Origin of the sequence: Deinococcus wulumuqiensis R12, assembly GCF_011067105.1 — a bacterium.
Taxonomy (GTDB): domain Bacteria; phylum Deinococcota; class Deinococci; order Deinococcales; family Deinococcaceae; genus Deinococcus; species Deinococcus wulumuqiensis.
The window spans coordinates 1938328-1960448 of sequence record NZ_CP049357.1 but is presented as its reverse complement, the minus strand read 5'-3'; the positions used below and the strand labels follow the sequence as shown (position 1 = coordinate 1960448).

At 66.8% G+C, this 22121-nt stretch carries 25 protein-coding genes; 16 read left to right on the top strand and 9 right to left on the bottom strand.

The window, feature by feature from the left end; genetic code table 11:
* Nucleotides 1–52: 52 nt before the first annotated feature.
* The 4 genes from G6R31_RS09495 to G6R31_RS09480 all read left to right on the top strand — a co-directional run bounded on the left by G6R31_RS09495 (nucleotide 53) and on the right by G6R31_RS09480 (nucleotide 3259).
* Complete coding sequence (locus tag G6R31_RS09495; protein WP_017870085.1) at nucleotides 53–910, top strand: c-type cytochrome; 858 nt, start codon at nucleotides 53–55, stop codon at nucleotides 908–910.
* Nucleotides 911–947: 37 nt separating this feature from the next.
* Complete coding sequence (locus G6R31_RS09490; protein ID WP_017870086.1) at nucleotides 948–1622, top strand: Rieske (2Fe-2S) protein; 675 nt, start codon at nucleotides 948–950, stop codon at nucleotides 1620–1622.
* On the top strand, nucleotides 1619–2956 hold the full coding sequence (locus G6R31_RS09485; RefSeq protein ID WP_017870087.1) for a cytochrome b: 1338 nt from the start codon (nucleotides 1619–1621) through the stop codon (nucleotides 2954–2956). Before G6R31_RS09490 ends, G6R31_RS09485 begins: the two co-directional genes overlap by 4 nt.
* Nucleotides 2957–3067: 111 nt before the next feature.
* Nucleotides 3068–3259: a hypothetical protein gene (locus G6R31_RS09480; protein ID WP_017870088.1), complete on the top strand. Its 192-nt coding sequence runs from the start codon at nucleotides 3068–3070 to the stop codon at nucleotides 3257–3259.
* A gap of 94 nt (nucleotides 3260–3353) precedes the next feature.
* Here G6R31_RS09480 and G6R31_RS09475 read toward each other — a convergent pair whose 3' ends face one another.
* Complete coding sequence (locus tag G6R31_RS09475) at nucleotides 3354–3632, bottom strand: hypothetical protein (RefSeq protein WP_017870089.1); 279 nt, start codon at nucleotides 3630–3632, stop codon at nucleotides 3354–3356.
* Between the two features lie 150 nt (nucleotides 3633–3782).
* Here G6R31_RS09475 and G6R31_RS09470 point away from each other — a divergent pair, with 150 nt between their 5' ends.
* The 6 genes from G6R31_RS09470 (at nucleotide 3783) to G6R31_RS09445 (ending at nucleotide 9743) form a co-directional block, all read left to right on the top strand.
* On the top strand, nucleotides 3783–4202 hold the full coding sequence (locus G6R31_RS09470; RefSeq protein WP_017870090.1) for a HesB/IscA family protein: 420 nt from the start codon (nucleotides 3783–3785) through the stop codon (nucleotides 4200–4202).
* A gap of 298 nt (nucleotides 4203–4500) precedes the next feature.
* Nucleotides 4501–6267, top strand: a complete 1767-nt coding sequence (locus tag G6R31_RS09465) for a peptide ABC transporter substrate-binding protein (protein WP_017870091.1) — start codon at nucleotides 4501–4503, stop codon at nucleotides 6265–6267.
* 172 nt (nucleotides 6268–6439) lie between these two features.
* Complete coding sequence (locus G6R31_RS09460) at nucleotides 6440–7435, top strand: ABC transporter permease (protein WP_017870092.1); 996 nt, start codon at nucleotides 6440–6442, stop codon at nucleotides 7433–7435.
* 43 nt (nucleotides 7436–7478) lie between these two features.
* Nucleotides 7479–8402, top strand: a complete 924-nt coding sequence (locus G6R31_RS09455; protein WP_017870093.1) for an ABC transporter permease — start codon at nucleotides 7479–7481, stop codon at nucleotides 8400–8402.
* 113 nt (nucleotides 8403–8515) lie between these two features.
* Nucleotides 8516–9031 carry a crossover junction endodeoxyribonuclease RuvC gene (gene ruvC / locus G6R31_RS09450; protein ID WP_017870094.1) on the top strand — a complete coding sequence of 172 codons (516 nt, stop codon included), beginning with the start codon at nucleotides 8516–8518 and terminating at the stop codon, nucleotides 9029–9031.
* A gap of 7 nt (nucleotides 9032–9038) precedes the next feature.
* Complete coding sequence (locus G6R31_RS09445; RefSeq protein ID WP_017870095.1) at nucleotides 9039–9743, top strand: PrsW family intramembrane metalloprotease; 705 nt, start codon at nucleotides 9039–9041, stop codon at nucleotides 9741–9743.
* A 177-nt stretch (nucleotides 9744–9920) separates the two neighbouring features.
* On the opposite strand, the gene G6R31_RS09440 is transcribed toward G6R31_RS09445, so the two are convergent.
* Nucleotides 9921–11000, bottom strand: a complete 1080-nt coding sequence (locus G6R31_RS09440) for a type IV pilus twitching motility protein PilT (protein ID WP_017870096.1) — start codon at nucleotides 10998–11000, stop codon at nucleotides 9921–9923.
* Nucleotides 11001–11379: 379 nt separating this feature from the next.
* On the bottom strand, nucleotides 11380–12723 hold the full coding sequence (locus tag G6R31_RS09435; protein ID WP_017871546.1) for a thymidine phosphorylase: 1344 nt from the start codon (nucleotides 12721–12723) through the stop codon (nucleotides 11380–11382).
* A gap of 68 nt (nucleotides 12724–12791) precedes the next feature.
* On the opposite strand from G6R31_RS09435, the gene G6R31_RS09430 reads away from it, so the two are divergent.
* A complete protein-coding gene (locus G6R31_RS09430; protein WP_025567756.1) occupies nucleotides 12792–13979 on the top strand; it encodes a glycosyltransferase family 4 protein in 1188 nt (395 codons plus the stop codon).
* A 49-nt stretch (nucleotides 13980–14028) separates the two neighbouring features.
* The gene (locus tag G6R31_RS09425) at nucleotides 14029–14655 is read left to right on the top strand and encodes a DUF2268 domain-containing putative Zn-dependent protease (protein WP_025567755.1); all 627 of its coding nucleotides are present in this window, start codon (nucleotides 14029–14031) and stop codon (nucleotides 14653–14655) included.
* 10 nt (nucleotides 14656–14665) lie between these two features.
* On the opposite strand, the gene G6R31_RS09420 is transcribed toward G6R31_RS09425, so the two are convergent.
* Nucleotides 14666–14977, bottom strand: a complete 312-nt coding sequence (locus G6R31_RS09420) for an antibiotic biosynthesis monooxygenase family protein (protein ID WP_017871549.1) — start codon at nucleotides 14975–14977, stop codon at nucleotides 14666–14668.
* A gap of 2 nt (nucleotides 14978–14979) precedes the next feature.
* Entirely contained in the window at nucleotides 14980–15564 is a 585-nt protein-coding gene (gene pyrE / locus G6R31_RS09415) for an orotate phosphoribosyltransferase (protein WP_017871550.1), read from the bottom strand.
* Between the two features lie 62 nt (nucleotides 15565–15626).
* Between pyrE and G6R31_RS09410 the strand changes: the two genes are divergently transcribed.
* Nucleotides 15627–16358, top strand: coding sequence for a ribonuclease HI (locus tag G6R31_RS09410; RefSeq protein ID WP_017871551.1), 732 nt, complete (start codon nucleotides 15627–15629; stop codon nucleotides 16356–16358).
* A gap of 44 nt (nucleotides 16359–16402) precedes the next feature.
* Nucleotides 16403–17236, top strand: coding sequence for a PIG-L deacetylase family protein (locus G6R31_RS09405; protein WP_017871552.1), 834 nt, complete (start codon nucleotides 16403–16405; stop codon nucleotides 17234–17236).
* Nucleotides 17237–17566: 330 nt separating this feature from the next.
* On the opposite strand, the gene glnA is transcribed toward G6R31_RS09405, so the two are convergent.
* The 4 genes from glnA to G6R31_RS09385 form a co-directional block, all read right to left on the bottom strand.
* Nucleotides 17567–18916 carry a type I glutamate--ammonia ligase gene (gene glnA / locus G6R31_RS09400; protein ID WP_025567753.1) on the bottom strand — a complete coding sequence of 450 codons (1350 nt, stop codon included), beginning with the start codon at nucleotides 18914–18916 and terminating at the stop codon, nucleotides 17567–17569.
* Between the two features lie 76 nt (nucleotides 18917–18992).
* Nucleotides 18993–19388 carry a barstar family protein gene (locus G6R31_RS09395; RefSeq protein ID WP_017871554.1) on the bottom strand — a complete coding sequence of 132 codons (396 nt, stop codon included), beginning with the start codon at nucleotides 19386–19388 and terminating at the stop codon, nucleotides 18993–18995.
* Nucleotides 19385–19843, bottom strand: a complete 459-nt coding sequence (locus G6R31_RS09390; protein ID WP_017871555.1) for a guanyl-specific ribonuclease — start codon at nucleotides 19841–19843, stop codon at nucleotides 19385–19387. Before G6R31_RS09390 ends, G6R31_RS09395 begins: the two co-directional genes overlap by 4 nt.
* Nucleotides 19844–19899: 56 nt before the next feature.
* Entirely contained in the window at nucleotides 19900–20727 is an 828-nt protein-coding gene (locus G6R31_RS09385; RefSeq protein ID WP_017871556.1) for an undecaprenyl-diphosphate phosphatase, read from the bottom strand.
* A 56-nt stretch (nucleotides 20728–20783) separates the two neighbouring features.
* On the opposite strand from G6R31_RS09385, the gene G6R31_RS09380 reads away from it, so the two are divergent.
* Both G6R31_RS09380 and G6R31_RS09375 read left to right on the top strand, forming a co-directional pair.
* Nucleotides 20784–21371 carry an aminoglycoside phosphotransferase family protein gene (locus tag G6R31_RS09380; protein WP_017871557.1) on the top strand — a complete coding sequence of 196 codons (588 nt, stop codon included), beginning with the start codon at nucleotides 20784–20786 and terminating at the stop codon, nucleotides 21369–21371.
* A gap of 52 nt (nucleotides 21372–21423) precedes the next feature.
* A complete protein-coding gene (locus tag G6R31_RS09375; protein WP_017871558.1) occupies nucleotides 21424–22119 on the top strand; it encodes a MotA/TolQ/ExbB proton channel family protein in 696 nt (231 codons plus the stop codon).
* Nucleotides 22120–22121: the final 2 nt, after the last annotated feature.

Below are 22121 nucleotides of genomic sequence, written 5' to 3'. Positions count from 1 at the left end.
CCCGAGGCCACTTCACGAGGGAGAAGGAAAAGTGGAAAGAAACGATGCGGTAATGCCAGGAGTCGCCATCTTCTGCGCGGCGGTGATGTGGATCGTCCTGCTCTTCCTTTTCAACAAGGAAACGGCGCCCGAACCGGTGGTGGTGGACCCGGCGGTGGTCGCGAGCATCAGCAAGGACTACCCCACTATCGGCAAGCAGATCTATGCCGAGGGCGCGGGCGGTGGCCCCGGTTGCCAGGGCTGTCACGGCGCCAACGGCGAAGGGGGCGTCGGTCCCAAACTCGCGGGCAACGAGAAGTTGATCAAAGATCCGGTGTACGTACACACCATTCTGGTCAACGGCAAGGGCGGGATGCCGGCCTACGGCGACTCGCTCGACGACAAGCAGCTCTACGCCGTCGCCAACTACGTGCTGCATGAGTGGGGCAACGACATCGAGGAGCCTCTGACCCCCGCCAAGGTGGCCGAGGGCCAGAGCAAGGTGGACCCCGAGGCGCTGAAAAACCGCTCGCGCTTCGTGCCCGATCACATCAAGCTGCCGGAAATCTGGCTGACCACCTTCATCATCGTGCTGCTCACCTACGGCCTGATCGGCCTGTACAGCCACTGGGCCGAAGGTCAGGAACTGCGCCCCGGCATTCACAAGGTGCGCTCTACGCCCGTCGCCACGCTGGGCATGGTGCTGAGTATCCTCTCGACCCTGCTGTTCAGCGTGCTGTTCGTGCGCCAGATGAACATCGACTATGCGGGCTGGGCCGCCAAGGATCAGGTGATGCCCAACGTGACCGCCGAGGGCTTCTACGCCGCAATGATCGTGCTGAGCCTCGCGGCTTCGCTGGCGCTGTACAAGAAGTACTTCATGGACGGCGAAGTGCTGGTGGAAGACGCCTCGGGCGAGTTTCCCTGGTAAGCCGCCTTTTTCCCTCATCTCTGGAGAGGTTTGACTCATGACCCGTTACAAGAAGCAAGATCCCGAAATCACGCGCCGCCGCTTTATCAACACGGCGCTCGGTGCCTCGGCCGCCGTCGGTGGCCTGAGCCTGATCAGCACGCTGGGCAGTGCCAACCCGGTGTTTCGCCTGACCCCGAAGAAGGCGCCTCCCCTCAAGGGCGACATTCTGGTGCATGCCGACCCCGCCAAGTTCGGTCAGCCGGTGCGCGTCGACGAACTCAGTGCCGACAAGCTGGTCCGTGCCTGGCCGCAGGGCAAGGACGAGAACGGCGCGCCTGTCATACGGGACGGCGATCCCACCAGCATCCTGGCGATCTACCGTTTTCCCAAGGGCGAACTCAAGGCGCCGACCAATCTCGAAGCCACCGTGGACGGCGAGATTGTGGCCTACGGCGACCGCTGCACCCACGCGGGCTGCAACGTTGACGACGGTCAGGGTCCGGGGGGCCGCAGCATCATGAACTGCCCCTGCCACTCGGGGCAGTACGAGCCGCGCGAGGGGTGCCGCGTCATCGGTGGTCCTCCCGGGCACCCCCTGCCGCAGCTTCCGATCAAACTGGAAGGGGACCGGCTGGTCGCCACGGAAACGTTCCTGTCGGTGCCCTACGGCTACAACAAGGAAGAAGACTGGGAGAAATACGTCCAGAAGGTGGAGGAACTGCTGTCATGAACCAGTGGCTCGACGAACGTCTGCACCTCTCGCGCCTGAACGACAAGTTTCTGCGCAAGGCCTTCCCCGTTCACCACAGCTTTTTCCTGGGTGAAATCACGCTGTTCTCGCTCGTGATCCTCATTTTGACGGGCATTCTGCTGGCGCTCTCCTACGAGCCGAGCAACACGCTGGTGATCAACTCGTTCGATCCCGGCACCTCCGACAAGCCCAACCTGGTCCCCGCGGCGTATCACTCGGCGCTCAAGATCAACGCGATGCCGTTCGGTGACATGCTGCGCCGTATCCACCACTGGTGCGCCAACATCATGGTGGCCGCCGCCGTGATTCACATGATGCGCATCTACTTCACGGGGGCCTTCAAAAAGCCGCGTGAAATCAACTGGTGGATCGGCCTGCTGCTGCTGATCTTCTCGGCGCTGACCGCCGTGACCGGCTACATCCTCCCCTACGACAACTACGCCTATCAGACCCTGGGTGTGGTGTACGCCATCACCAAGTCGGTGCCCTGGGTCGGTGACTGGCTGGCGCAGGCCGCTTTCGCCGGTGCTTTCCCCGGTGAGCAGGTCATTCCGCGTATCTACGGCTACCACATCATGCTGCTGCCGATGATTCTGGTGGCGACCACCGGTGCCCACATGCTGCTGATGATCAAGCAGAAGCACACGCAGCCGCAGTACGCCAAGCGCGTCGCCTACAAGAAGATCGTCGGTGTGCCGCTCAGCACCCAGCAGACCCCGATCATGCTGCTGCTGGCGCTGCTGTTCGCCGGTCTGGTGATTCTGTTCAGCGCCTTTATCCCGGTGCACCCGGTGGAGTATTTCGGTCCGCCCAGTGCCACGCCGATTGCCAACATCAAGCCCGATTGGTACCTGCTGTGGGTCTTCGGTGCGCTGGCGATCATCCCCGGCTTCAGCTTCACGCTGCTGGGCGGCACCATCACCGCCGAGTTCGTGGGGGCCATGGTCTTCCCGGCCATTCCGATTGGTCTGCTGTTCCTGGTGCCGCTGCTGGACCGCAGCAAGGACAACATGTACTACGCCGAGAACCCCACCAACCACCCGGTGCGGCTGGCGGCGGGCGTGGCGTTCATGGTGTTTATGCTGGTGCTGTCGCTGGCGGGGTACAAGCCCGAACTCATCGCCTCGGGCACGCTCACCACGGGCAACGCCAACGCGGTTCTGTGGATCATGACCTTCCTGCTGCCCGCGCTGTCCTACTTCCTGACGATGGCGATCGTGCGCGGCATTCGCACCCTGCGTGAAGCCGACGAGCGCGAGCGTCTCGCCCACGGCGGACATGGCGGTGCGGCCCCCGGTCACTCGCACGACTGACACTGGCACGACTGAGTCTTCTTCGTCCCAACGACGACCCCGAGCAGCCCTGGCCTGAGTGCCGGGGCCGCTTTTTTATCTGCTTCCTGCCCGCTGGCGTAGCCTGAAGCAGTGGACGACTTTGCTGTGCAACTCGCGCGGGAAGCGCGGCGGCTGGGCCTTACCGCTGGAGAAGTTCAGGACGCCGAAGTCCTGCTGGCGTTCGCTGAACTGGTGCTGACCGAACTGGCCGCCCGGGGCCTGGTCCCGGACGCCGCGCCGCAACCAGGCTGCTGGGCCAGGCCGCGTCCGACGGAAAACTGAACACCGCCCCCGGAGGAGCGGTACATTCGACTGATGTTGAGATTCGACTGGCTTTGAGATTCGACTGGCTTTGAGATTCGATTGGCGTTGAGGCTCAGGCCTGGACGCTGCTGGCGCGTTTGGGGGGCGTTTGCACACCCTGCTGACGGCTGCCCGCCGCGTAGCCGACCTGGGCACCCAGCTGCCAGGCGAGCTTGACCATGAACTGAATGGCTTCTTCGTCGCCCTGCTCGATCAGCCCGCGCAGGTGCTCGGGCAGGCCGTCGGGCAGCGGCATGGCCCCGAGCTGTTCGCCGTACTCGCTGCGGAGCTGCTCGAACCACTCGGCGTACGGGTTCGGCGCGGTCTGGTTCGAGGCTGAAGGCTTCGGCATGGCCCCAATCTAACACGGAGGCACTCAAGGAATGTCAGTCACATAGCACTTTGTCGGGGGTCAGCCCAGGTTCAAGACTTGCTCAATGGACGCCCTCCGCTTTGCCGTTTTGCCACTTTTTGCGGCTGCGCCGGGTGTTACCCTTCAGGCATGACTGCGATTCCTACCCCCGGCCGTCAGGAGGCCCTGCCCCTGCCGGACATCACCATCAGCGAGTTCGGGGCCATGAAGGCCCAGACGATCCTGGCGAACAGCGGCAAGGAAAACGCCGGAGTCCGCGTCTTTATCAAGAGTGGCGGGTGCAGCGGTTACCAGTACGGCATGGCCATCGACGACCGCGAACTCGAAGGCGACACCATCGTGGTGGACCGGGGCATCAAGCTGCTGGTCGACCGCATGAGCATCGAACTGCTGCGCGGCAGCGAAGTGGACTTCGTGGAAAATATGATGGGCGGCGGCTTTACCGTCCACAACCCCAACGCCACGAGTTCCTGCGGCTGCGGCCACTCGTTCCGCACCGACGGAGCGCAGTCGCCCGACGGCGAAGGCAGCGGCGGCTGCGGCAGCTGAGCGACGCGAACAGTTCGAGGAGGTGAACCGGGGGCCGAGTGCCTCCGGTTTTGCTTGGTCCGGGTGCCGTCATACGCGTTCCGGTGACAGGCCAGGGGGCACGCTGGGCAGGCACGAGACAGGGGCGCTGGGGGAACACCCGAAATCACATTCTCAAGCCGGGGTAAATCCTGTATCCTTTGCAGTAACCCAAAGCTGACCTCCAGAGACACGCTGTCGTCTCCGGCAGGTGCGTCCCCTCCTTTGGGATTTTCGTGTTCGCTGTCCCGGTCAACCGACCGCTCCTCCGGAGGAACAGATGAAGAAACTGCTCGCCCTGTCCGCCCTGCTGCTCGGAGCCGCTGTCGCCGGCCCGGCCAACAACAGCCTGATTATCGGCACCTCGCAGGAGCCACCGAACATTTACGACCCCTGGTCCACCAACAACCTCGCCATCACCGCCGAAATCAACGGCTGGATGGGCGCGGGCCTGATGTACATGGACAACGGCGGCAAGATGCTGGCCGACATCGCCACCAAGGTGCCCACGGCGGCCAACGGCGGCTACAAGGTGACCCGCAACTCGGCGGGCAAGGTGACGAGCAACAGCCTGACCTTCACCATTCGCCCCGACGCCAAGTGGAGCGACGGCCGCGCCATCACGGCGGCCGACTTCGAGTTCTGGCTCAAGGTCATCAACGACGACCGCGTGCTGGTCCCTGACCGCGACCCCTGGGACAAGGCCAAAATCACGCGCGGCGCCAACGACCGCACCTTCACCATCACCTTCAGCCCCCCCTACCTGTTCGCCGAGAAGGCGGGCGCTCCCGGCCTGGCCCCCGCGCACATCATGCAAAGCGCCTGGAACGCCTTCGACAGCGCCACCAAAGGCCAGAAGGGTGACGCCGTGACCGAGCAGTGGAAGCGGTTTATCGGGCAGTACACCACTTCCAGCAACCTGCCCAAGGTGGTCGCCGGACCCTTCAAGCCCACCGCGTGGCGCCCCGGCAACAGCCTGACGCTGACGCGCAATCCCAACTACTGGCGCAAGCCTGCGGGCGGCGAGAGCAAGTACCTCAAGACCGTCACCTACCGCTTCATCTCCAACACCAACACCCTCAAGGTGAACGTGCTGTCGGGCCAGCTCGACGCGCTTGCCACCGTGGGTCTGTCGTTCGACCAGGCGCTCGACATGCGGGCGCGGCAGGGCAGCAAGTTCCAGACCTACTTCGTGCCCGGCGCCATCTGGGAGCACGTGGACATCAACACCCGGGGCCAGCGTTCACGTGACCTCGGCCTGAACGACGAGCGCGTGCGTCAGGCGCTGCTGCTCGCCACCGACCGCGAAGGGCTGACCAAGGCGCTGTTCCAGGGCCGTCAGCCGGTGTCGCACACCTTCGTCAACCCGCTGTCCGCCGTGTACAACGCCAACGTGACCAAGTACCCCTTCAATCAGGCGCGTGCCCGTCAGCTGCTCGACGCTGCGGGCTGGAAGGTCGGCAGCGACGGCATTCGCGCCAAGGGCGGCAAGAAGATGACGCTGACCTTCAGCACCACCGCCGGCAACGCCGTGCGCGAGCGTGTGCAGCAGATCTTGCAGGCGCAGTGGAAGGCCGTGGGCGTGCAGGTCAACATCCAGAACTACCCCGCCAGCGTGTTCTTCGGCCCCGACATGCTCAGCAAGGGCGAAGACGGCAAGTGGGACCTGGCGATGTACGCCTGGGTGAGCAACCCGCTGTTTGAGGAAGGCTCGCTGTTCAAGGGCGAGGGCATTCCCACCGAGTCGAACGGCTACGCGGGCCAGAACTACTCCGGCTGGAAGAGCGCCGAGTACGACCGCCTGTTCACGGCCTCGCAGACCGAGTTCAATACGACCACCCGCAAGGCCAACCTCGCCAAGATGCAGAGCCTCTGGGCCGCCGACGTGCCCTCGCTGCCGCTGTACTTCCGCTCGAACCCCTACACCGTCGCCAACGGGCTGGTGAACTACACCTTCAGCGCCTACACCCAGTACCCCACCTGGGACGCCTACCGCGTGGGCTGGAGCCAGAAGGGTGCCGTTCGCGCCCACACGCAGAAGGAATAAGGACGTGGGGGAGGGCGGGCGCGACAGGCCAGCCCTCTCCCTTCCGGTCCAACTTGTCTGGACCCGCTGACCCAGCAGGCCACCGCGTGCCTGCTTTTTTTATTGGGCGCACCTGCTTATTGGGCGCACCTGCCGCGCTCCTGAACTTCCCCAGAGAGGACATGCACCCGCTATGGCCAACTACGCCCTCCGGCGCATCCTGCAAATGATTCCGCTGCTGCTGCTCATCAGCGCCGTGATCTACGCGCTGACCGCGCTGCAACCCGGCGACCCGGTCGACCAGCTGATTTTCGGCAACCCCAAAATCACCCCCGAGGACATTGCCCGTCTGCGCGAGGCCTACGGGGTCGACACCCCCTGGTACGAGAAGTACTGGAACTGGCTGATGCAGGCCTTCCGGGGCGAATTCGGGTACTCGCGCGACTTCGGCATTCCGGTCACTGAGTACATCTTCGGCCAGCGCCTGCCCAACACGCTGCTGCTCACCATTCCCGCGCTGGTCATCAGCACCCTCATCGCGGTGCCGCTCGGCATCTTCTCGGCGGTGCGGCAGTACAGCGCCGCCGACTACATTCTGACCTTCCTGAACTTCGTGATTTTCAGCGCCCCCGGCTTCTGGATCGGCGTGATGGCGCTTTACCTCTTTGCCGTGATTTTGCCGCAGGCGACGAACGGGGCCATCGCGCTGCCACCTGGCGGGCTGGGCAGCGGCATCGCGCCGGAAGACGGGCTGCTCCCCTTCTGGCTCGACCGCCTGAAATACCTGATTCTGCCCCTGACCATCCTGATGCTGCGCGAAATCGCGGTCACGACGCGCTACATGCGGGCGAGCTTTCTGGAAGTGCTGGGCCAGGACTTCGTGCGCACCGCCCGCGCCAAGGGACTGCCCCAGAGCCGGGTGCTGTACAAGCACGCCCTGAGAAACTCGCTGATTCCCATCGTGACCATCCTGGGTCTCGCCGTGCCGGGGCTGTTCAGCGGGGCCGTCATCACCGAGCAGGTGTTTTCCTGGCCGGGCATGGGCCGCGCCCTGATCGAGTCGATGGTGTCCAAGGACTTCAACGTGGTGATGTTCTGCCTGATGATGCTGTCGCTGCTGACGGTGGTCTTTCAGCTGCTCACCGACCTGCTCTACGCCGTGGTCGATCCGCGCATCCGGTACTCCTGACCGTGACCTGCCTGCGCTGCGCCGCCCTGCCCCGAGGTACTTCATGACCGTCGCTGCCGTTCCTGTTCAGAAAAGTCCGTCGGCCTTCCAGCTCGCCATGCGCCGCCTGCGCCGCCACAAGGCCGCCATGATCAGCCTCGCGTTTATCCTGGCGATCATCGCCGTGGCGCTGTTCGCGCCGTTCCTGGCCCCCCACGACCCCAACGCCCAGGACCTGGGCGGCATCTACGCCCCGCCGAGTGCGAGCTACCCGCTGGGCCAGGACGAACTCGGGCGCGACCTGCTTTCGCGCATCATCTACGGCAGCCGCGTCAGTCTGCTGGTGGGCTTCGCCGTCGCCCTCATCAGCGTGATGCTCGGCACCCTGATGGGCCTGCTCGCCGGATTTCTGGGGGGGACCACCGACACGCTCATCAGCCGCTTTATCGAGTTCATGTTCAGCATTCCGGTGCTGCCGCTGCAACTGGTCATCTCGGGCCTGTTCGCCAGCAGCGACGCGCCGTTCATCGCCAACCTGCGCGGTGGCCTGGGCACGTCGGCCAGCGTGTTCATCATCATCACCGTCTTTTCGGTCTTCGGCTGGATGGGCACCGCGAGGCTGGTGCGCGGCGAGGTGCTCAAGCTCAAGAACCTGGAATACGTGGACGCCGCCCGTGCGCTGGGCGCGAAAAATGGCCGCATCATGTGGCGGCACCTGTTTCCCAACCTGCTGGGCATCATCATCGTGAGTGCCACCCTGGACGTGGCGGGCGCGATTCTGGGTGAAGCCGGGCTGAGCTTTCTGGGCTTCGGTATTCAGCCGCCCGTTTCCACCTGGGGCAACATGCTCAGCAACGCGCAGGAAGTCGTGCTGACCTACCCCTGGCTGCCGTTTTACCCCGGCCTCGCCATCTTGCTGACCGTGCTGGCCTTCAACTTTCTGGGCGACGGCCTGCGCGACGCTTTCGACCCCAAAGCGCGGCGCTGACCTTCTTCTTCCCCTTGCAACGGGCGCGGGGCCAGTCGGCCTCTGCGCCCTGCTCATTTGCCCCGCTGCTATGCTGCCGCGCATGAGGGTGCCGAGATGAGGGTGCTGGGGAGATGAGGGTGCTGGGGATAGACCCCGGACTGGCGAACCTGGGCCTGGGGCTGGTCGAAGGGGACGTGCGGCGGGCCAAGCACCTGTACCACGTCTGCCTGACCACCGAAAGTGCCTGGCTGATGCCCAGGCGCCTGCAGTACCTGCACGAGGAAGTGACCCGGCTGCTGACCGAGTACCGGCCCGACGCGGTGGCGATCGAGGACCAGATTCTGCGCAAGCAGGCGGACGTGGCCTTCAAGGTGGGGCAGGCGTTCGGGGTGGTGCAGCTCGCCTGCGCCCAGGCGGGGGTGCCGACTTACGCCTACGGCCCCATGCAGGTCAAGAAGTCGCTGGTGGGCACGGGCCGCGCCGACAAGGAGCAGGTCATCTACATGGTCAAGGCGAGCCTGGGCATCCGCGAACTGTTCAACAACCACGCCGCCGACGCGCTGGCGCTGGCGCTGACCCACCTCGCGCACGCGCCGATGCAGGAACGCAGCGTGCAGGCCCGCGCCGCTGCGACGCTGCGCTCCTGACCGCCCGATGCTGCTCTCGCTGCTGGGGTCCATCGCCATCACGCTGGGGTGGCTGTGGTTTTTCGTGCGGCGCGACCGGCACCCGGAACCGCTGTGGCTGCTGACCCGGACCTTCGCCTGGGGCATGTTCGCCTGGTTCGTGGCGGCGGCTTTCGAGGCGAGTCTGGGCAGAATGCTGAGCAGTTCGGCGCCGCTGACCCTGCTGCTGGTGGCGCTGCTGACCGCCGTCATCGAGGAAGTCAGCAAGTTTCTGGCGGCCCACACCGCGGCCTACGAGCCGTCGTTCGACGAGCCGATGGACGGTCTGGTGTACGCGGTCACGGCGGCGCTGGGCTTCGCGCTGGTGGAGAACCTGACCTACACCCTGAGTTTCGGCGCGGGCACGGCCACCGGACACGCCCTGCTCGCCACGCTGGGGCACGCGCTGTTCAGTGCGCCGCAGGGCTACGCGCTCGGCGGGCGCTGGCGGCAGATCGGGCGCTGGTGGCGCCGGCGTGGGCTGGCGCTGAGCATCGCCCTGCACTTCGTCTTCAATGGCGTGCTGACAAGCAGCGCGGGCTGGCCCCTGCTGGTCGCCCTCGCCAGCGTGGTGCTGCTGATGACGCTGCTGGCCGGACGCTTTTATCTCAGCTACGAGGAGCAGGCGCGGGTGCTCGCGCAGGGAGAGCGGCCCCCGAGTTCGCACGTGCACTGGCGCTGGCCGGGCCGCTAATACGGATTCCGCTTAATTCCTGCACAGTCGGGAAAGCGCCGCCTGTGCATCCATATCGCGGAATCCGTATTTTTTCCTACTCGCATCCGCTCTGCTGCGCAGCTTTGCAAGTCGGATTGAATCTGAAACTACCAGATTCAATCGGAATCCGTATAAGCGGTCTTTGCCTGCCCCCTTTCAGGCGTACTGCGCTTTCATCAGCATCAGCTTGAGTTCGTGGGGGCTGGTGGCGGCGGCCATCGCGTCTTCCTGGGTCATGTGGCCCTCCATGACGAGCTGAACGAGGTGCTGGTCGAACGTCCGCATGCCGCGCACGCCGCCTTCCATCAGGGCCTGCTTGATTTCCTCGGTGCGCTCGGGGTCCTTGATGCATTCGCGGATGGTCGGCGTGCCGAGCAGCACTTCCATGCCCATGACCCGGCCCCCGCCACTGCGCGGCAAGAGGCGCTGGCTGACGATGCCGACCACGCTTTCGGACAGGCCCTGGCGAATCTGGGTGCGTTCGTGCGGGGCAAAAAAGTCGATGATGCGGCCCACCGTCCGGATGGCGTCCTGGGTGTGCAGGGTGCTGAGGACGAGGTGTCCGGTCTGCGCGGCGGACAGTGCGGCCTCCACCGTTTCTTTGTCGCGCATTTCGCCGATCAGAATCACGTCGGGGTCCTGCCGCATCGCCGCCCGCAGCCCGTTGGAAAAGCTGAGGGTGTCCAGGCCCAGTTCGCGCTGGTTGACCATCGCCAACTTGTCGCGGTGCAGCACCTCGATGGGGTCTTCGAGCGTCACGATATTGACCGACTGGTGGGTATTGATGTGGTCGATCAGGCTCGCCAGGGTGGTCGTCTTGCCGCTGCCGGTGGGACCGGTGACCAGAATCAGGCCGCGCTCCTGTTCGGCAAATTCGGTAAAGACATCGGTGGGCAAGCCGAGCTGCTCGAAGGTCGGAATCGGTTTGTCCTCGATGACGCGCATGATCAGCCCGATGGAACCGCGCTGAAAGTAGGCGTTGACCCGGAAGCGCCCCACTCCCGCCAGCCCGTAGGCGAAGTCGGCCTCGCGCCGGGCCAGGAAGCTGTCCCACAGGGCGCTGCTGGGCAGCATTTCCTGGGTGAACTGTTGCAGATGCTCGGGCGTGAGACGGCTTTCTCCGAAGCGCCGAATCACCCCATTGATGCGGGCCGCCGGAGCGGTCCCGGCTCGCAGGTGAATGTCGCTGGCCCCTTCCTTGACCAGTGCGGCCAGGAGACTGTTCAGAACGCTCATACCGGGGAAGCTTAGGCCCCGCCGTCTTACAGCTTTAGCTCAGACAAAGTGTCGGAAACGCCGTCCTAGAGCAGTTCTCTGAATTATACGGATTCCGATTGAATCTGGTAGTTTCAGATTCAATCCGAGCGGATGCGAGTAGGAAAAAATACGGATTCTGCGATATGGATGCACAGGCGGCGCTTTCCCGACTGTGCAGGAATTAAGCGGAATCCGTATTACGTGATGCGCGGAACGGCACCCCGCATCACTCCATTCTCTCCTGCGGACTCGCAGAGCTGCCCCGCAGAGCTTTGCAAGTCCGCCCTGCTCCGTGTTTTGCACTCGCTCTCTACGAGCTGTCCCAGTCCGCTCGCCAAAAAGACGTTGCGTCTTTTTGTCAAATGCTGTAGTCCGACTTTTTATCGATGCGGTCCAGAATCAGCGGTTCGGCGGCGGGGGCCTGGGCGCCTATCTCCAACCCGGCCCGCAGCAGTTCCTGGGCGCGTTCCAGGCCGCGCCCGCCCCGGTGGTAGAGCCGCAGCACGGCCTCGCCCGCCCGCACCGCCTCGCCGGGTTTTTTCAGCAGTTCCACGCCCACGCCGTGGTCAATCGCTTCGCCCTTGCGCTCGCGTCCGCCGCCGAGGGCCAGCACCGCCCGCCCCACGCTCAGGGCGTCCACGCGGGTCACGAAGCCGCTCTGGGCGGCCAGCACCTCGGCGCGGTCCAGGGCCACGTCCAGCCGCGCCGGGTCGTCCACAAAGGCCGGGTCGCCGCCCTGCGCCTGCACGAAGGCGCGGAAGCGGGCCAGGGCGCTGCCGTCACGCAGGGTCTGGCGTGCCCGCTGCTCGGCCGCCACAGCGTCCTCGCCGTGGGCGACCAGGGCTTCCACCGCCAGCGCCACGCACAGTTCGGTCAGGTCGTCCGGGCCTTCGCCGCGCAGGGTCGCCAGGGCTTCTTGCACTTCCAGGCTGTTGCCTGCCATGAAGCCCAGCGGAGTGTCCATCTCGGTCAGCACGGCGCGGACGGTGCGCCCGGCGCGCGTGCCGATGTCCACCATCGCCTGCGCGAGTTCGCGCCCCGCCTCCGGGGTGGTCATGAAGGCCCCGGCGCCCACCTTCACGTCCAGCACGATGGTCTGGGCACCCGACGCTAGCTTCTTGGACATGATGGAACTGGCGATGAGGGGCAGGCAGGGCACGGTGGCGGTCACGTCGCGCAGGGCGTAGAGCTTGCCGTCGGCGGGCGCGAGGTCCTTGCTCTGGCCCACCAGCGCGAGGCCGATGTCGCGGGCCTGCGCCAGAAAGCGGTCTTCGGGCAGTTCGGGAGACCAGCCGGGAATGCTCTCCAGTTTGTCGATGGTGCCCCCGGTGTGGGCCAGCCCGCGCCCGCTCATCTTGGCGACGGTCAGGCCCAGCGCGGCGAGCATCGGCGTGAGCACCAGCGAGGTCTTGTCCCCCACGCCGCCGGTGGAGTGCTTGTCCACGGTGTCTTTCAGGCTGCCGAGGTCGAGCTGCTCGCCACTGGCCGCCATCACCCGCGTCAGGTCGGCGGTTTCCTGGGGGGTCATGCCGCGCAGGTAGACCGCCATCAGCCACGCGCTGAGCTGGTAGTCAGGCACCTCGCCCCGGGTAAAGCCCAGGACCAGGGCTTCGAGTTCGGCGTGGGTGTGGGCGGCGCCGTCGCGCTTTTTGGCAATCAGGTCGGGAACGGACAGGGCCGGCTGGGGCGCGGAGTGGGTCATGAGCCGAGTGTGCCAGACGGGGCTGTCAAATGACACCTTCACTTCCAGCGTCTACACTCGCCGTGACTGTGCGTATCGGAATCGTGACCGCCACTTACCTGCCTTCCCGCAACGGGGTGGCGACCAGCACCGCGCTGTTTGTCCAGGGTCTGCGCGACCGGGGCCACGAGGTGCGGGTCTTCGCGCCGCGTCACCCCCAGGCGCCCCGCGACCCGGAGCCGGGCGTGTACCGCCTGAACGCGTCGTTCGCCGGGGCGCAGGCGCTGGGTGCCCCCGCCGATTACCCGGTGATGCTCGCGCCGGGGCCGCTGCTCTCGGCCCGGTTGCCGCTGCGGGGCGTGGACGTGTGGCACACCATGCACCCCTTTCTGGCCGGGCAACTCGCGCTGCGCTGGGGGCGACTGTCGCGCGCGCCCGTCGTGTACACCGCGCACACCCAGTACGACGAATACATCCACTACGCGCCGCTGCCGTCCAAAGTCAGCCGCGCCATGATTCACCCCCACGTTTCGGCGCTGGCCCGGCGCATGGACGCGGTGCTGGCGCCGGGCCGGGCGATGGTGGACATGCTGCGCGGCTACGGCTACGGCGGCGAAATCGAGCTGCTGCCCAACCCCGTCAGCCTCAGCGCGTTCGAGGGGGTAAGCGGCGCCGCCTTCCGCGCCGAGTTCGGATTGCCGCAGGGCGCGCCGCTGGCCGTCTACCTGGGGCGACTGGCACCCGAAAAGAACCTGGACACCATGCTGGCCGCCTTCGCGCAGGCCCGCGCCCGGCGGCCCGAACTGCGGCTGCTGGTGGTGGGCGACGGCCCCAGCCGGGAAGCGGCGCAGGCGGCGGCCCCGGAGGGCGTGACCTTTACGGGCGCGGTGCCTTACGCCCGCGTGCCCGAAGCGCTGAGCGCCGCCGACGCTTTCCTGACCGCCAGCACCAGCGAAGTGCTGCCGATGTCCATGATCGAGGCGCTGGCCGCCGGAGCGCCGCTGGTGGCCGCCCGCAGCCCCGCCGCGCTCGACCTGATTGCCGAGGGGCACAACGGCACGGTGCGCGAAGCCTCGCCCGAGGCGCTGGCGACGGGCCTGCTTCAGGTGCTCGCCCCCGCGGCCCTGCCCCGGATGCAGGAAGAAGCGCGGCGGTCGGCCCGGCAGTACGACCTGCCGGTGCGGGCGGCGGCGCTGGAGGCGGTGTACGAACGGGTCATCGCGGCGCGGCGCGAGCGGGGCGTTCCTCCCCGGTTGTTCCGCTCCGGCAGTCGCTGAGCGCCATTTGGCGGATGCGGCGGCGAGGGGCAGGGCCTACCCTGAGCGCATGAACACCCTTCACCTTTTGAATGCCGGGGGGCCATTCTCACCGGTCCTTGCTGCCGAAGTGCGCGAAGTGACGCAAGAGGCTCTGGCGCGTTTCGCTGCCGAACTGGACCTGAACGGGGTAGACGTGGTGCTGGGCGCCGGCCCCTTCACCATTCCCGAAACGGGCGTCGTCGGCTACGCTCCCAACGCTTTCCGGGTCGACCTGACGGTGACGCCGGACAGTCCGGCTTTCCAGACCCTCTGGCGCACCGAAGTGCCCGCCACCCTCGCCCACGAACTTCACCACGTCCGGCGCTGGCGGGGGCCGGGCTACGGAGAGACACTGCTCGAAGCGCTGGTCAGCGAGGGGTTGGCGCAGCAGTTCGAGGCTGGCTACCGGGGCGAGCCGCCCGTCTACGCGCAGCCGACGATGAACCTGGCGGCGCTGTGGGAGCGGGCCGCGCCGATATTGCACGGAAAGTACGACCACGCGGCATGGTTTTTCGGCTCGGCAGAGCAGGCACTCCCGCGTTGGGGTGGCTACGCGCTCGGCTACGAACTTGTGCGGCGATTTCTGGCCCGCGAGGGAGGAGACGCTGCCGGACACGCAGACACGCCCGCCTCAGCCTTCGAGGGGGCTTGGTGAACGGCCCCGTTTACCTGTCGCTGCTCAGAAAAACTTCGTGGAGTTCCAGCACGGGCCGCCCGGTGAAGGCGTCGTGGGGGAGAGAGCCGCTGCGGGCGTGGCCCTGCTTGAACGCGTCGGACTCGGTCCAGGCACGAAACGAGGCTTCGTCCTGCCAGTAGGTCAGCACGATGTAGGGGTCGCCTGGCTTGGTGGGCCGCAGCACCTCGTTGCGGATAAAGCCGGGCATCCCGTCCACCAGCCCCGCGCGGTTGCGAAAACTTTCCTCGAACTGGGCGGCAAATTCGGGCTTGACGCCGATGCGGTTCATGACGGTCAACATGGTCAAATCTCCCGCAGGGGACGCTCGGCCAGCCAGTCGGGGACTTCGTGCGCGGCGTAGGTGTCGAAGTACAGTTCCCTCAGGCTCATCAGCGGGTAGCCCGCGAGCGGCCCGGTCTGCTGGCGGCGGTCGATGATGCAGCACAGGCCGATGCACTGGCCGCCATGTCCCTCGACGGCTTTGACGGCCCGCAGAAGGCTGCCGCCGGTGGTCAGCACGTCCTCGACGGCCACGAAGGTTTCGCCGGGCCGGATGACGAACGCCTCGCGCAGCTTCATGCCGCCGCTGCCGTCTTTTTCGGCAAAGATGGCCCGCACGTCGGGCAGAGCGTCCGAAAGCTGCCGGGCGACCTCGTAGGCCAGGGTCACGCCGCCCATGGCCGGGCCGACGATGAAGTCGGGTTTGAGGCCCGCCGCCAGAATCTGCTGGCTCATCGCGCCGCCGAGCTGCATCAGCGAGCGCGGGTGCTGAAGCAGCGTGGTGGACTGCATGAAGTAGGGCGACTGCCGCCCGGAGGCGAGCAGAAACCGGCCCTCGTGAAAGGCCCCGGCCTGTTTGTAAAGATCAAGAACGTCGACATCGCTCATGCGGGTAGTATCGCACTCGCTTGTCACCGCGCCGTTTGGAGCGCGCCGGGGAGGTTTTGCCGATGAACCACGCTTTCGTAGACGCCAGCTGGCAGGAACAGCCCGACGGACGCGGCATCGGCGGCTGGGGGCTGGTGCTGCTGACACCAGGGCAGCTTCCCGCCCGGCATCAGGGGCAACTCGACGCGCCCGACAACAACGCCGCCGAACTGCGGGCGGTCCTGGAGGCGGTGCGGGCGGCCCCGGCAGGCGAGGCGCTCACCGTCCACACCGACAACCAGACGGTCATCGCCTGCGTCGCGCGGGGCCGGGGGCCGTTTTTGCTCTCCGAACTCACCCAGGAAGTGCAGAAGGAAGCCGGGGAACGTGGCGTCACCCTGCGGGCCGTGTACGCCCCCCGCACCCGCCGCCACATGCTGACCGCGCACGACCTCGCCAACGGCGCACGCAAGGGCAGTGCACTGCCGGAACTTCTGCTGCCGCATGCCGACGTGCTCATCGAGCAGCGCCCCGCCCTGCCCGAAGCCCGCGTGAGCCTGCGCCGCAGCGGGGAGCGCGTGTCGGCGCTGGTGCCGCTGGACCCCCTGTCCGAAACGCCGCCGAGTGCCCAGGCGCTGCTGGCCGCCGTCACGCTGGCGCGGCCCGGCGAGCGGCTGCTGGTGCGCCGCGCGAGCAAGGTGGCCCAGGCGCTGTGGCTGCGGCCCGAACGCGCCCTGCTGCCCGCCGCCCACGCCCGGCTCGCCCAGGCCCGCGCCCAGGCCGAGGCCCAGGGGGTCGAGGTGGACTTTCTGTAGGGCGGGTCTCTGCGCGGCCCGGCTCCGGCCCGTATGCTGCCCGCGTGACTGCTTCAACTCGCCCCACCCTCCTCGCCATCTTTGCCCACCCCGACGACGAAGCCTTCAGCGTGGGCGGCACCCTGACCCACTACGCCCGCCAAGGGGTGCGGGTGGTGCTGGCCTGCGCGACCCGGGGCGAGGCGGGCAAAATCACCGTGCCCGGCATGACGGTGGACGACCTCGGGGCGCAGCGCGAGCAGGAGCTGCGCGAGGCCTGCCGCGCCCTGGAGATCGAGCCGCCCGTGTTTCTGGACTACCACGACTCGGGCCGCTACGAGCGCACCCGCCACGACGACCCCACCGCCCTGATGAACGTCAACCCGCTGGACGCAGAAGTCAAACTCCGCGCCCTGATCGAGGACGTGCAGCCGCGGGTCATCGTCACCTTCGACCCGCACGGCGGCTACGGGCATGTGGACCACCTTCAGATTCATCGCGCCGCCACCGCCGCCTTTTTCAGCACCGGGCACCTGCCCTCCGGCGGCCCGCAGCGCCTGTACTACACCGCCATGCCCCACCAGGCCGCTGCCCAGATTTCGCGCCTGGGCCACGACCAGTCCCTCGACCCCCTCGTGTACGGCGTCTCCGACTCCACCCTCGCCGTCACGATGGACGTGGGCGCCTACGCCGAGAACAAGAAAGCGGCGCTGGCCGCGCACGGCACCCAGATGGGCGAAACCAGCTTGATGGGCCGCCTGTCCCCCGACGAACGCGCCGCGATGGAAGAGCGGATGCTCGGCAAGGAGAGCTTCAGCATCGGCGGCACCCGCACGGCGATTCGGGAGTATCCGCTGCGGGGGCTGTTCGATGGGGTGGGGGTTGAGGGGTTGGTGTGAGAGTTGGTCTGCACACCCCCCTCCCCTTGCTCCGCAAGGCCCTCCCCCGCAAGGGGAGAGGGTCAAAAGAATGCTTCTGCTTCGCCCTTTTTCTACGCTGCCCCACAGAAAATCGTGCAACGCAGAACGCCAGGGCCGTTGGGCGCTGAAGGCGCACGGGCCTGACACGACTTGTCAAGACGCAAGCATCCAGACCACCCGTTCAACCAAAGGGCGCCGACAGGTCAACGAAACTACCGCCAGGTGCACAGCGCCAGCGTCAACTCCCCTGTCCCCCCTGGGGAGAGGGGGTGGGGGTTGGGGCCAAGAGCTGAAGCCATAGCTCCCGAATCACACCAAATCCAAATACCGCTCCAATTCCCAGGCGTGAACCGCCGAGCTGTACTCGCGCCACTCCGCCCGCTTCGCCGCCACGTAGTGCTCCATGACGTGCTCCCCGAGCGCGGCGGCGATCACCTCGTCCTTTTCCAGCTCGTCCACCGCTTCGCGCAGGTCGGCGGGCAACTCCTTGACCCGGTGGTGGCGCTTTTCGCGCACCGTCATGCGGAAAATGTTGCGCTGAATGGCGGGCGGCGGCTCCAACTGCCGCTCGATGCCGTCCAGCCCGGCAGCGAGCATGGCAGCCAGCGCGAGGTAGGGATTGCAACTGGGGTCGGGCATCCTCAGTTCGGCGCGGGTGGACGGGCCGCGCTTGGCCGGAATGCGGACCAGCGCCGAGCGGTTGGACGTGCTCCAGGCGATGTTGACCGGGGCCTCGAAGCCCGGCACCAGCCGCTTGTAGCTGTTGACCAGCGGATTGGTCACGGCGGTCATGCCCTCGGCGTGGTCGAGCAGCCCGGCGACGAAGTGGTGCGCGGTGGCCGACAGGCCGTGCTCGCCCTCGGAGTCGTCGAATACATTTTGCCCGTCCCGGAACAGGCTGAGGTGACAGTGCATGCCGCTGCCGCTGACCCCGGCCATCGGCTTGGGCAGAAAGCTGGCGAGCAGGCCGTATTCCAGGGCGATGCGCTTGACCACGAACTTGAAGGTGGCGATGCGGTCGGCGGTTTCCAGCGCAGGGGCGTACCGGAAATCGATTTCGTGCTGCCCCGGCGCGACCTCATGGTGCGAGGCCTCGATTTCAAAGCCCATCTCGACCAGTCGGTTGGCGATTTCGCGGCGAATGCGCTCGCCCCGGTCAATCGGCGCGAGGTCGAAATACCCGGCCTTGTCGTGGGTCACGGTGGTGGCCGCGCCGCTCGCGTCCCGCTCGAACAGAAAAAACTCCGGCTCGGTGCCCACGTACATGTCCAGCCCCAGCGCCCGCGCCCGCTCCACCTGCGCCCGCAGCACCCGGCGGGGGTCGCCCGCGAACGGCTCGCCGCCCGGCAGGGTCACGTCGCAAATCAGCCGGGCGACCCGGCCCCGCTCGCGGTCGTCGCGCCCGAACTGCGGGTACACCAGAAAGGTGGACAGGTCCGGCGAGAGGAGCATGTCCGACTCCTCCACCCGGGTGAAGCCCTGCACCGCGCTGCCGTCGAAGGTCACGTCGCCGCTCAGCGCCTTGGCGAACTGGGTGCGCGGCACCTCCACATTCTTGGTGTGTCCCAGAATGTCGGTGAATTGCAGGCGCAGAAACTTGACCTCGGCCTCCTGCAACTGCCGCAGGACATCGTCGGGCGTGGGCGGAGCGGACTTCATACGGACAGGGTAGAGGGTGCGGCGCGGAAAGAGGAGAGGGACAACTTCCCCCTCCTCTCCTTCGTGCCCTGCCGCCTCACCAGTGCCGGGTGTCGCTGTCGGGTTCCTCGGCCAGCAGCCACAGCCTCCGCCCCTGCTCCCTGGCGGCCTGCTGCGCGTCGAGCAGCACGCCTTCGAGTTCGGCGCAGAGGTGGCGGTGGCGGCGCAGACTGTCGTAGTCGCGCAGCACCAGCGCGAAGCGCCCCGACACCTGCTCGGGGTCGGTCAGCACGTCGTACAGGGCGTCCCAGTTGCGCCCGAACGTCTGCGTAAGGCCCAGCCCCGACAGGAAGGCCAGCATCAGCCCGTCCTTGTCGCGCACGCCCGCAAGCGACACCTCGCGCACCGACACCTGATGTCCGGCGGCGAGCATCCGGATTTCGTGGGGGGCCTGCTGCAAGCCTTCCGGCTCGGCGGCAAAAACGTTGATCATGGCCGGATTCTCCTGAAACTGGCGTAGTGGTCGGCGGTGTAGTAGCACTCGGCGGTGCTGGTCACGGGTTGCCCGCCGCACACGATACGCCGCGCTCCCCGGTCGCTCTCGCCGGGCGTCTTGACCGTGTATTCGCGGTAGTACCCCCGCGCCTGCCGGGGCAAGAGGCCCTCACGGTTGCCGAAGGTCACGCCGTCCTTGCTGTAGCGAAAAGGCCCGCCCTTGCCGATCAGGGTCAGCATCTGCTGGCCTTCACGCGGCAACTGCGCGACGTTGACATACGCCAGCCCGCTGACGGGGTCACGGGTCGGCTGCGGGGGCGACTTGCGCGGCGCCGGAACGGGAGCGCTCTGGGTCGGCACGCTCCGGGTCGCCTGACCCTGGGCCTCGGTCTGGGCCGAGCAGGACGGCAGCAGCAGCGAAAGCAGCAGCGCGGGAACGCGAAGGGCAGACATGGGGCGCAGGGTAGACCGCGCCGCCTGATACGAAGCTGACGAAACGCGCCGCCCGGTCACGCCAGCGACCCGTTTTGCATCACGCCCGTCGCCACCAGCGCCAGAATAATGACGCCGACGATGATGCGGTACACCGCGAAGCCCTTGAAGTTGTTGGTGGACACGAAGCGCAGCAGCCAGCCGATGGCGAGGTAGGCCACCACGAAGCTGGTGACGCTGCCGATCAGCACGTTGGTCAGGCCGATTTCCCCGAAAATCAGGTCGCGCGAGTCGTACAGGTTTTTCAGCGCCGCGCCGCCGAGGGTGGGCACGCCGAGGTAAAAGCTGAATTTGGTGGCGGTCTGGCGGTCCAGGCCCAGAATCATGCCGCCCAGAATCGAACTGGCGCTGCGCGAAAAGCCCGGCCACAGCAGCGCGAGGCATTGCAGCGCCCCGATCAGGAAAGATTTGGGCACGCCGATCTGCTCGATGGCGGTCACGCTCGGACGCACGCGCCGCGACTCGATGAGCCACATCAGCACGCCGCCCACGATCAGTGCCCACGCCACCACGCTGGGCCGGAACAGGTTGGCCTTGATGGTGTCGCCGAACAGCAGCCCCAGCACGACGGCGGGAATGGTGGCGACGAGTACGCCCAGCCAGAGATTCTGCTGCGACTTGTCGTGCCCGATGGTCCTGATCTGCAAAAAGTCGCGCCAGTAGTACACCAGCACGCTCAGGATGGCTCCGCCCTGAATCACGACCTCGAAGGCGTCCTTGACCTCCTTGCTCCAGGGCACCCCCATCAGGTTGCCGGTCAGAATCAGGTGGCCGGTGGAACTGATGGGCAAAAATTCGGTGATGCCCTCCACCACCCCGTAAACAATCGCGTAGAGCCAGTCCATATCCTGCGGAGTGTAGAGCCTGCGGGGAGCCGGGCGCCTCCGCGTAAAGTGGGAGGGTGCCTTCTCCCTTCGACCCCTGGCTGGCCCGCTGGTCCCTGACCCCGGACGGCGCGGCCCGGCGCACCCACAGCAGCGACCTGCTCCCGGTGCGGTGGCTGGGCGAAAGCGGGCAGAGGCAGGCGGCGATGCTCAAGCTCGCCCGCAGCGACGAGGAGCGCCGGGGCGCGGGGCTGATGGCCTTCTGGCAGGGCGACGGCGCGGCGCGGGTGCTGGCTGTCAGTAAGGACGGCGCCGCGCTGCTGCTTGAGCGGGTGAGCGGCCCCCGTTCGCTGACCGCGCTGGTCCATGCCGGGCACGACGACGAGGCAACCCGGCTTCTGTGCGCCGTTGCCGCTCGGCTGCACCGTCCGCGTTCCGCTACGTTGCCGCCGCTCCTGCCCCTCTCTGATACGGATTCCGCTTCATTCCTGCACAGTCGGGCCTGTACAGTTGGGAAGGCGCCGCCTGTGCATCCATATCGCAGAATCCGTATTTTTTCCTACTCGCATCCGCTCTGCTGCGCAGCTTTGCAAGTCGGATTGAATCTGAAACGACCAGATTCAATCGGAATCCGTATGAGCGAACGGGCGCGGCGACTTCTGTAACCCGGTGCGCTGTCTTCACCCTTGCCATGTGAAGCCATGCTAAAGGTGAAGGGTGAATGTTCTGGATCTCGCCCGCGCCGCCGGTCCCCTGCTGTGGGTGCTGCTGGCCCTGTCCCTGTACGTCGTCTATCTCGCGGTGGCCCGCTTGCTGGCGCTGATGCGCATGGGCCAGGACGCCTCGGCGCTGATCGAGCGGGCGCGGGCGCTCACCGCCGAAAGTGGCCCGCAAGTGGCGCTGCGTGAGGTGGAACTCTCGGGGCTGGACATCCCGGCGGCGCAGGTGCTGCGTGCGGGCCTGAGCCGCGCCGACCGGGGGCCGGAGGCCGCGCAGGCCGCCATGAACGCCGCGCTGATTCAGGAAGACGGTCGCATGTACGCGGGCCTGAGCGCCCTGGGCACCGCCGCGCAGGTCGCTCCGCTGCTGGGGCTGCTCGGCACCGTCATCGGCATGGTGCGCTCCTTCCTGGTGTTCAGCGGCACCACCAACCCCACCCCCACCGAACTGGCGCAGGGCATCAGTGAGGCGCTCATCAACACCGCCGCCGGACTGATCGTCGCCATCGTGGCGTATGTGGCCCGCAACGCCCTGCGCAACAAGGCCAACGCGGTGGCCGCGCAGGCCGAGCGGGTGCGCGAGGAACTCCCGAGCTGGCTGCTGCGCCCGGTGGCCGCGCCCGCCGCCCCGGTGCGTCCGGTGCCCGCCGCGCCTGAGCGCCCGGTGATGGCCCCGACCGGCGCGAGGCTGTGAGC

Excerpts from the sequence above, each read along its gene's own strand:
- G6R31_RS09445 (WP_017870095.1), top strand. The coding sequence starts at position 9,039 with ATGCTGCTCTCGCTGCTGGGGTCCATCGCCATCACGCTGGGGTGGCTG.
- G6R31_RS09460 (WP_017870092.1), top strand. The coding sequence starts at position 6,440 with ATGGCCAACTACGCCCTCCGGCGCATCCTGCAAATGATTCCGCTGCTG.
- G6R31_RS09490 (WP_017870086.1), top strand. The coding sequence starts at position 948 with ATGACCCGTTACAAGAAGCAAGATCCCGAAATCACGCGCCGCCGCTTT.
- G6R31_RS09425 (WP_025567755.1), top strand. The coding sequence starts at position 14,029 with ATGAACACCCTTCACCTTTTGAATGCCGGGGGGCCATTCTCACCGGTC.
- glnA (WP_025567753.1), bottom strand. The coding sequence starts at position 18,916 with ATGAAGTCCGCTCCGCCCACGCCCGACGATGTCCTGCGGCAGTTGCAG.
- G6R31_RS09495 (WP_017870085.1), top strand. The coding sequence starts at position 53 with ATGCCAGGAGTCGCCATCTTCTGCGCGGCGGTGATGTGGATCGTCCTG.
- G6R31_RS09455 (WP_017870093.1), top strand. The coding sequence starts at position 7,479 with ATGACCGTCGCTGCCGTTCCTGTTCAGAAAAGTCCGTCGGCCTTCCAG.
- G6R31_RS09395 (WP_017871554.1), bottom strand. The coding sequence starts at position 19,388 with ATGATCAACGTTTTTGCCGCCGAGCCGGAAGGCTTGCAGCAGGCCCCC.
- G6R31_RS09410 (WP_017871551.1), top strand. The coding sequence starts at position 15,627 with ATGAACCACGCTTTCGTAGACGCCAGCTGGCAGGAACAGCCCGACGGA.
- ruvC (WP_017870094.1), top strand. The coding sequence starts at position 8,516 with ATGAGGGTGCTGGGGATAGACCCCGGACTGGCGAACCTGGGCCTGGGG.
- G6R31_RS09390 (WP_017871555.1), bottom strand. The coding sequence starts at position 19,843 with ATGTCTGCCCTTCGCGTTCCCGCGCTGCTGCTTTCGCTGCTGCTGCCG.
- G6R31_RS09440 (WP_017870096.1), bottom strand. The coding sequence starts at position 11,000 with ATGAGCGTTCTGAACAGTCTCCTGGCCGCACTGGTCAAGGAAGGGGCC.
- G6R31_RS09470 (WP_017870090.1), top strand. The coding sequence starts at position 3,783 with ATGACTGCGATTCCTACCCCCGGCCGTCAGGAGGCCCTGCCCCTGCCG.
- G6R31_RS09420 (WP_017871549.1), bottom strand. The coding sequence starts at position 14,977 with ATGTTGACCGTCATGAACCGCATCGGCGTCAAGCCCGAATTTGCCGCC.
- G6R31_RS09385 (WP_017871556.1), bottom strand. The coding sequence starts at position 20,727 with ATGGACTGGCTCTACGCGATTGTTTACGGGGTGGTGGAGGGCATCACC.
- G6R31_RS09485 (WP_017870087.1), top strand. The coding sequence starts at position 1,619 with ATGAACCAGTGGCTCGACGAACGTCTGCACCTCTCGCGCCTGAACGAC.
- G6R31_RS09465 (WP_017870091.1), top strand. The coding sequence starts at position 4,501 with ATGAAGAAACTGCTCGCCCTGTCCGCCCTGCTGCTCGGAGCCGCTGTC.
- G6R31_RS09435 (WP_017871546.1), bottom strand. The coding sequence starts at position 12,723 with ATGACCCACTCCGCGCCCCAGCCGGCCCTGTCCGTTCCCGACCTGATT.
- G6R31_RS09475 (WP_017870089.1), bottom strand. The coding sequence starts at position 3,632 with ATGCCGAAGCCTTCAGCCTCGAACCAGACCGCGCCGAACCCGTACGCC.
- pyrE (WP_017871550.1), bottom strand. The coding sequence starts at position 15,564 with ATGAGCGATGTCGACGTTCTTGATCTTTACAAACAGGCCGGGGCCTTT.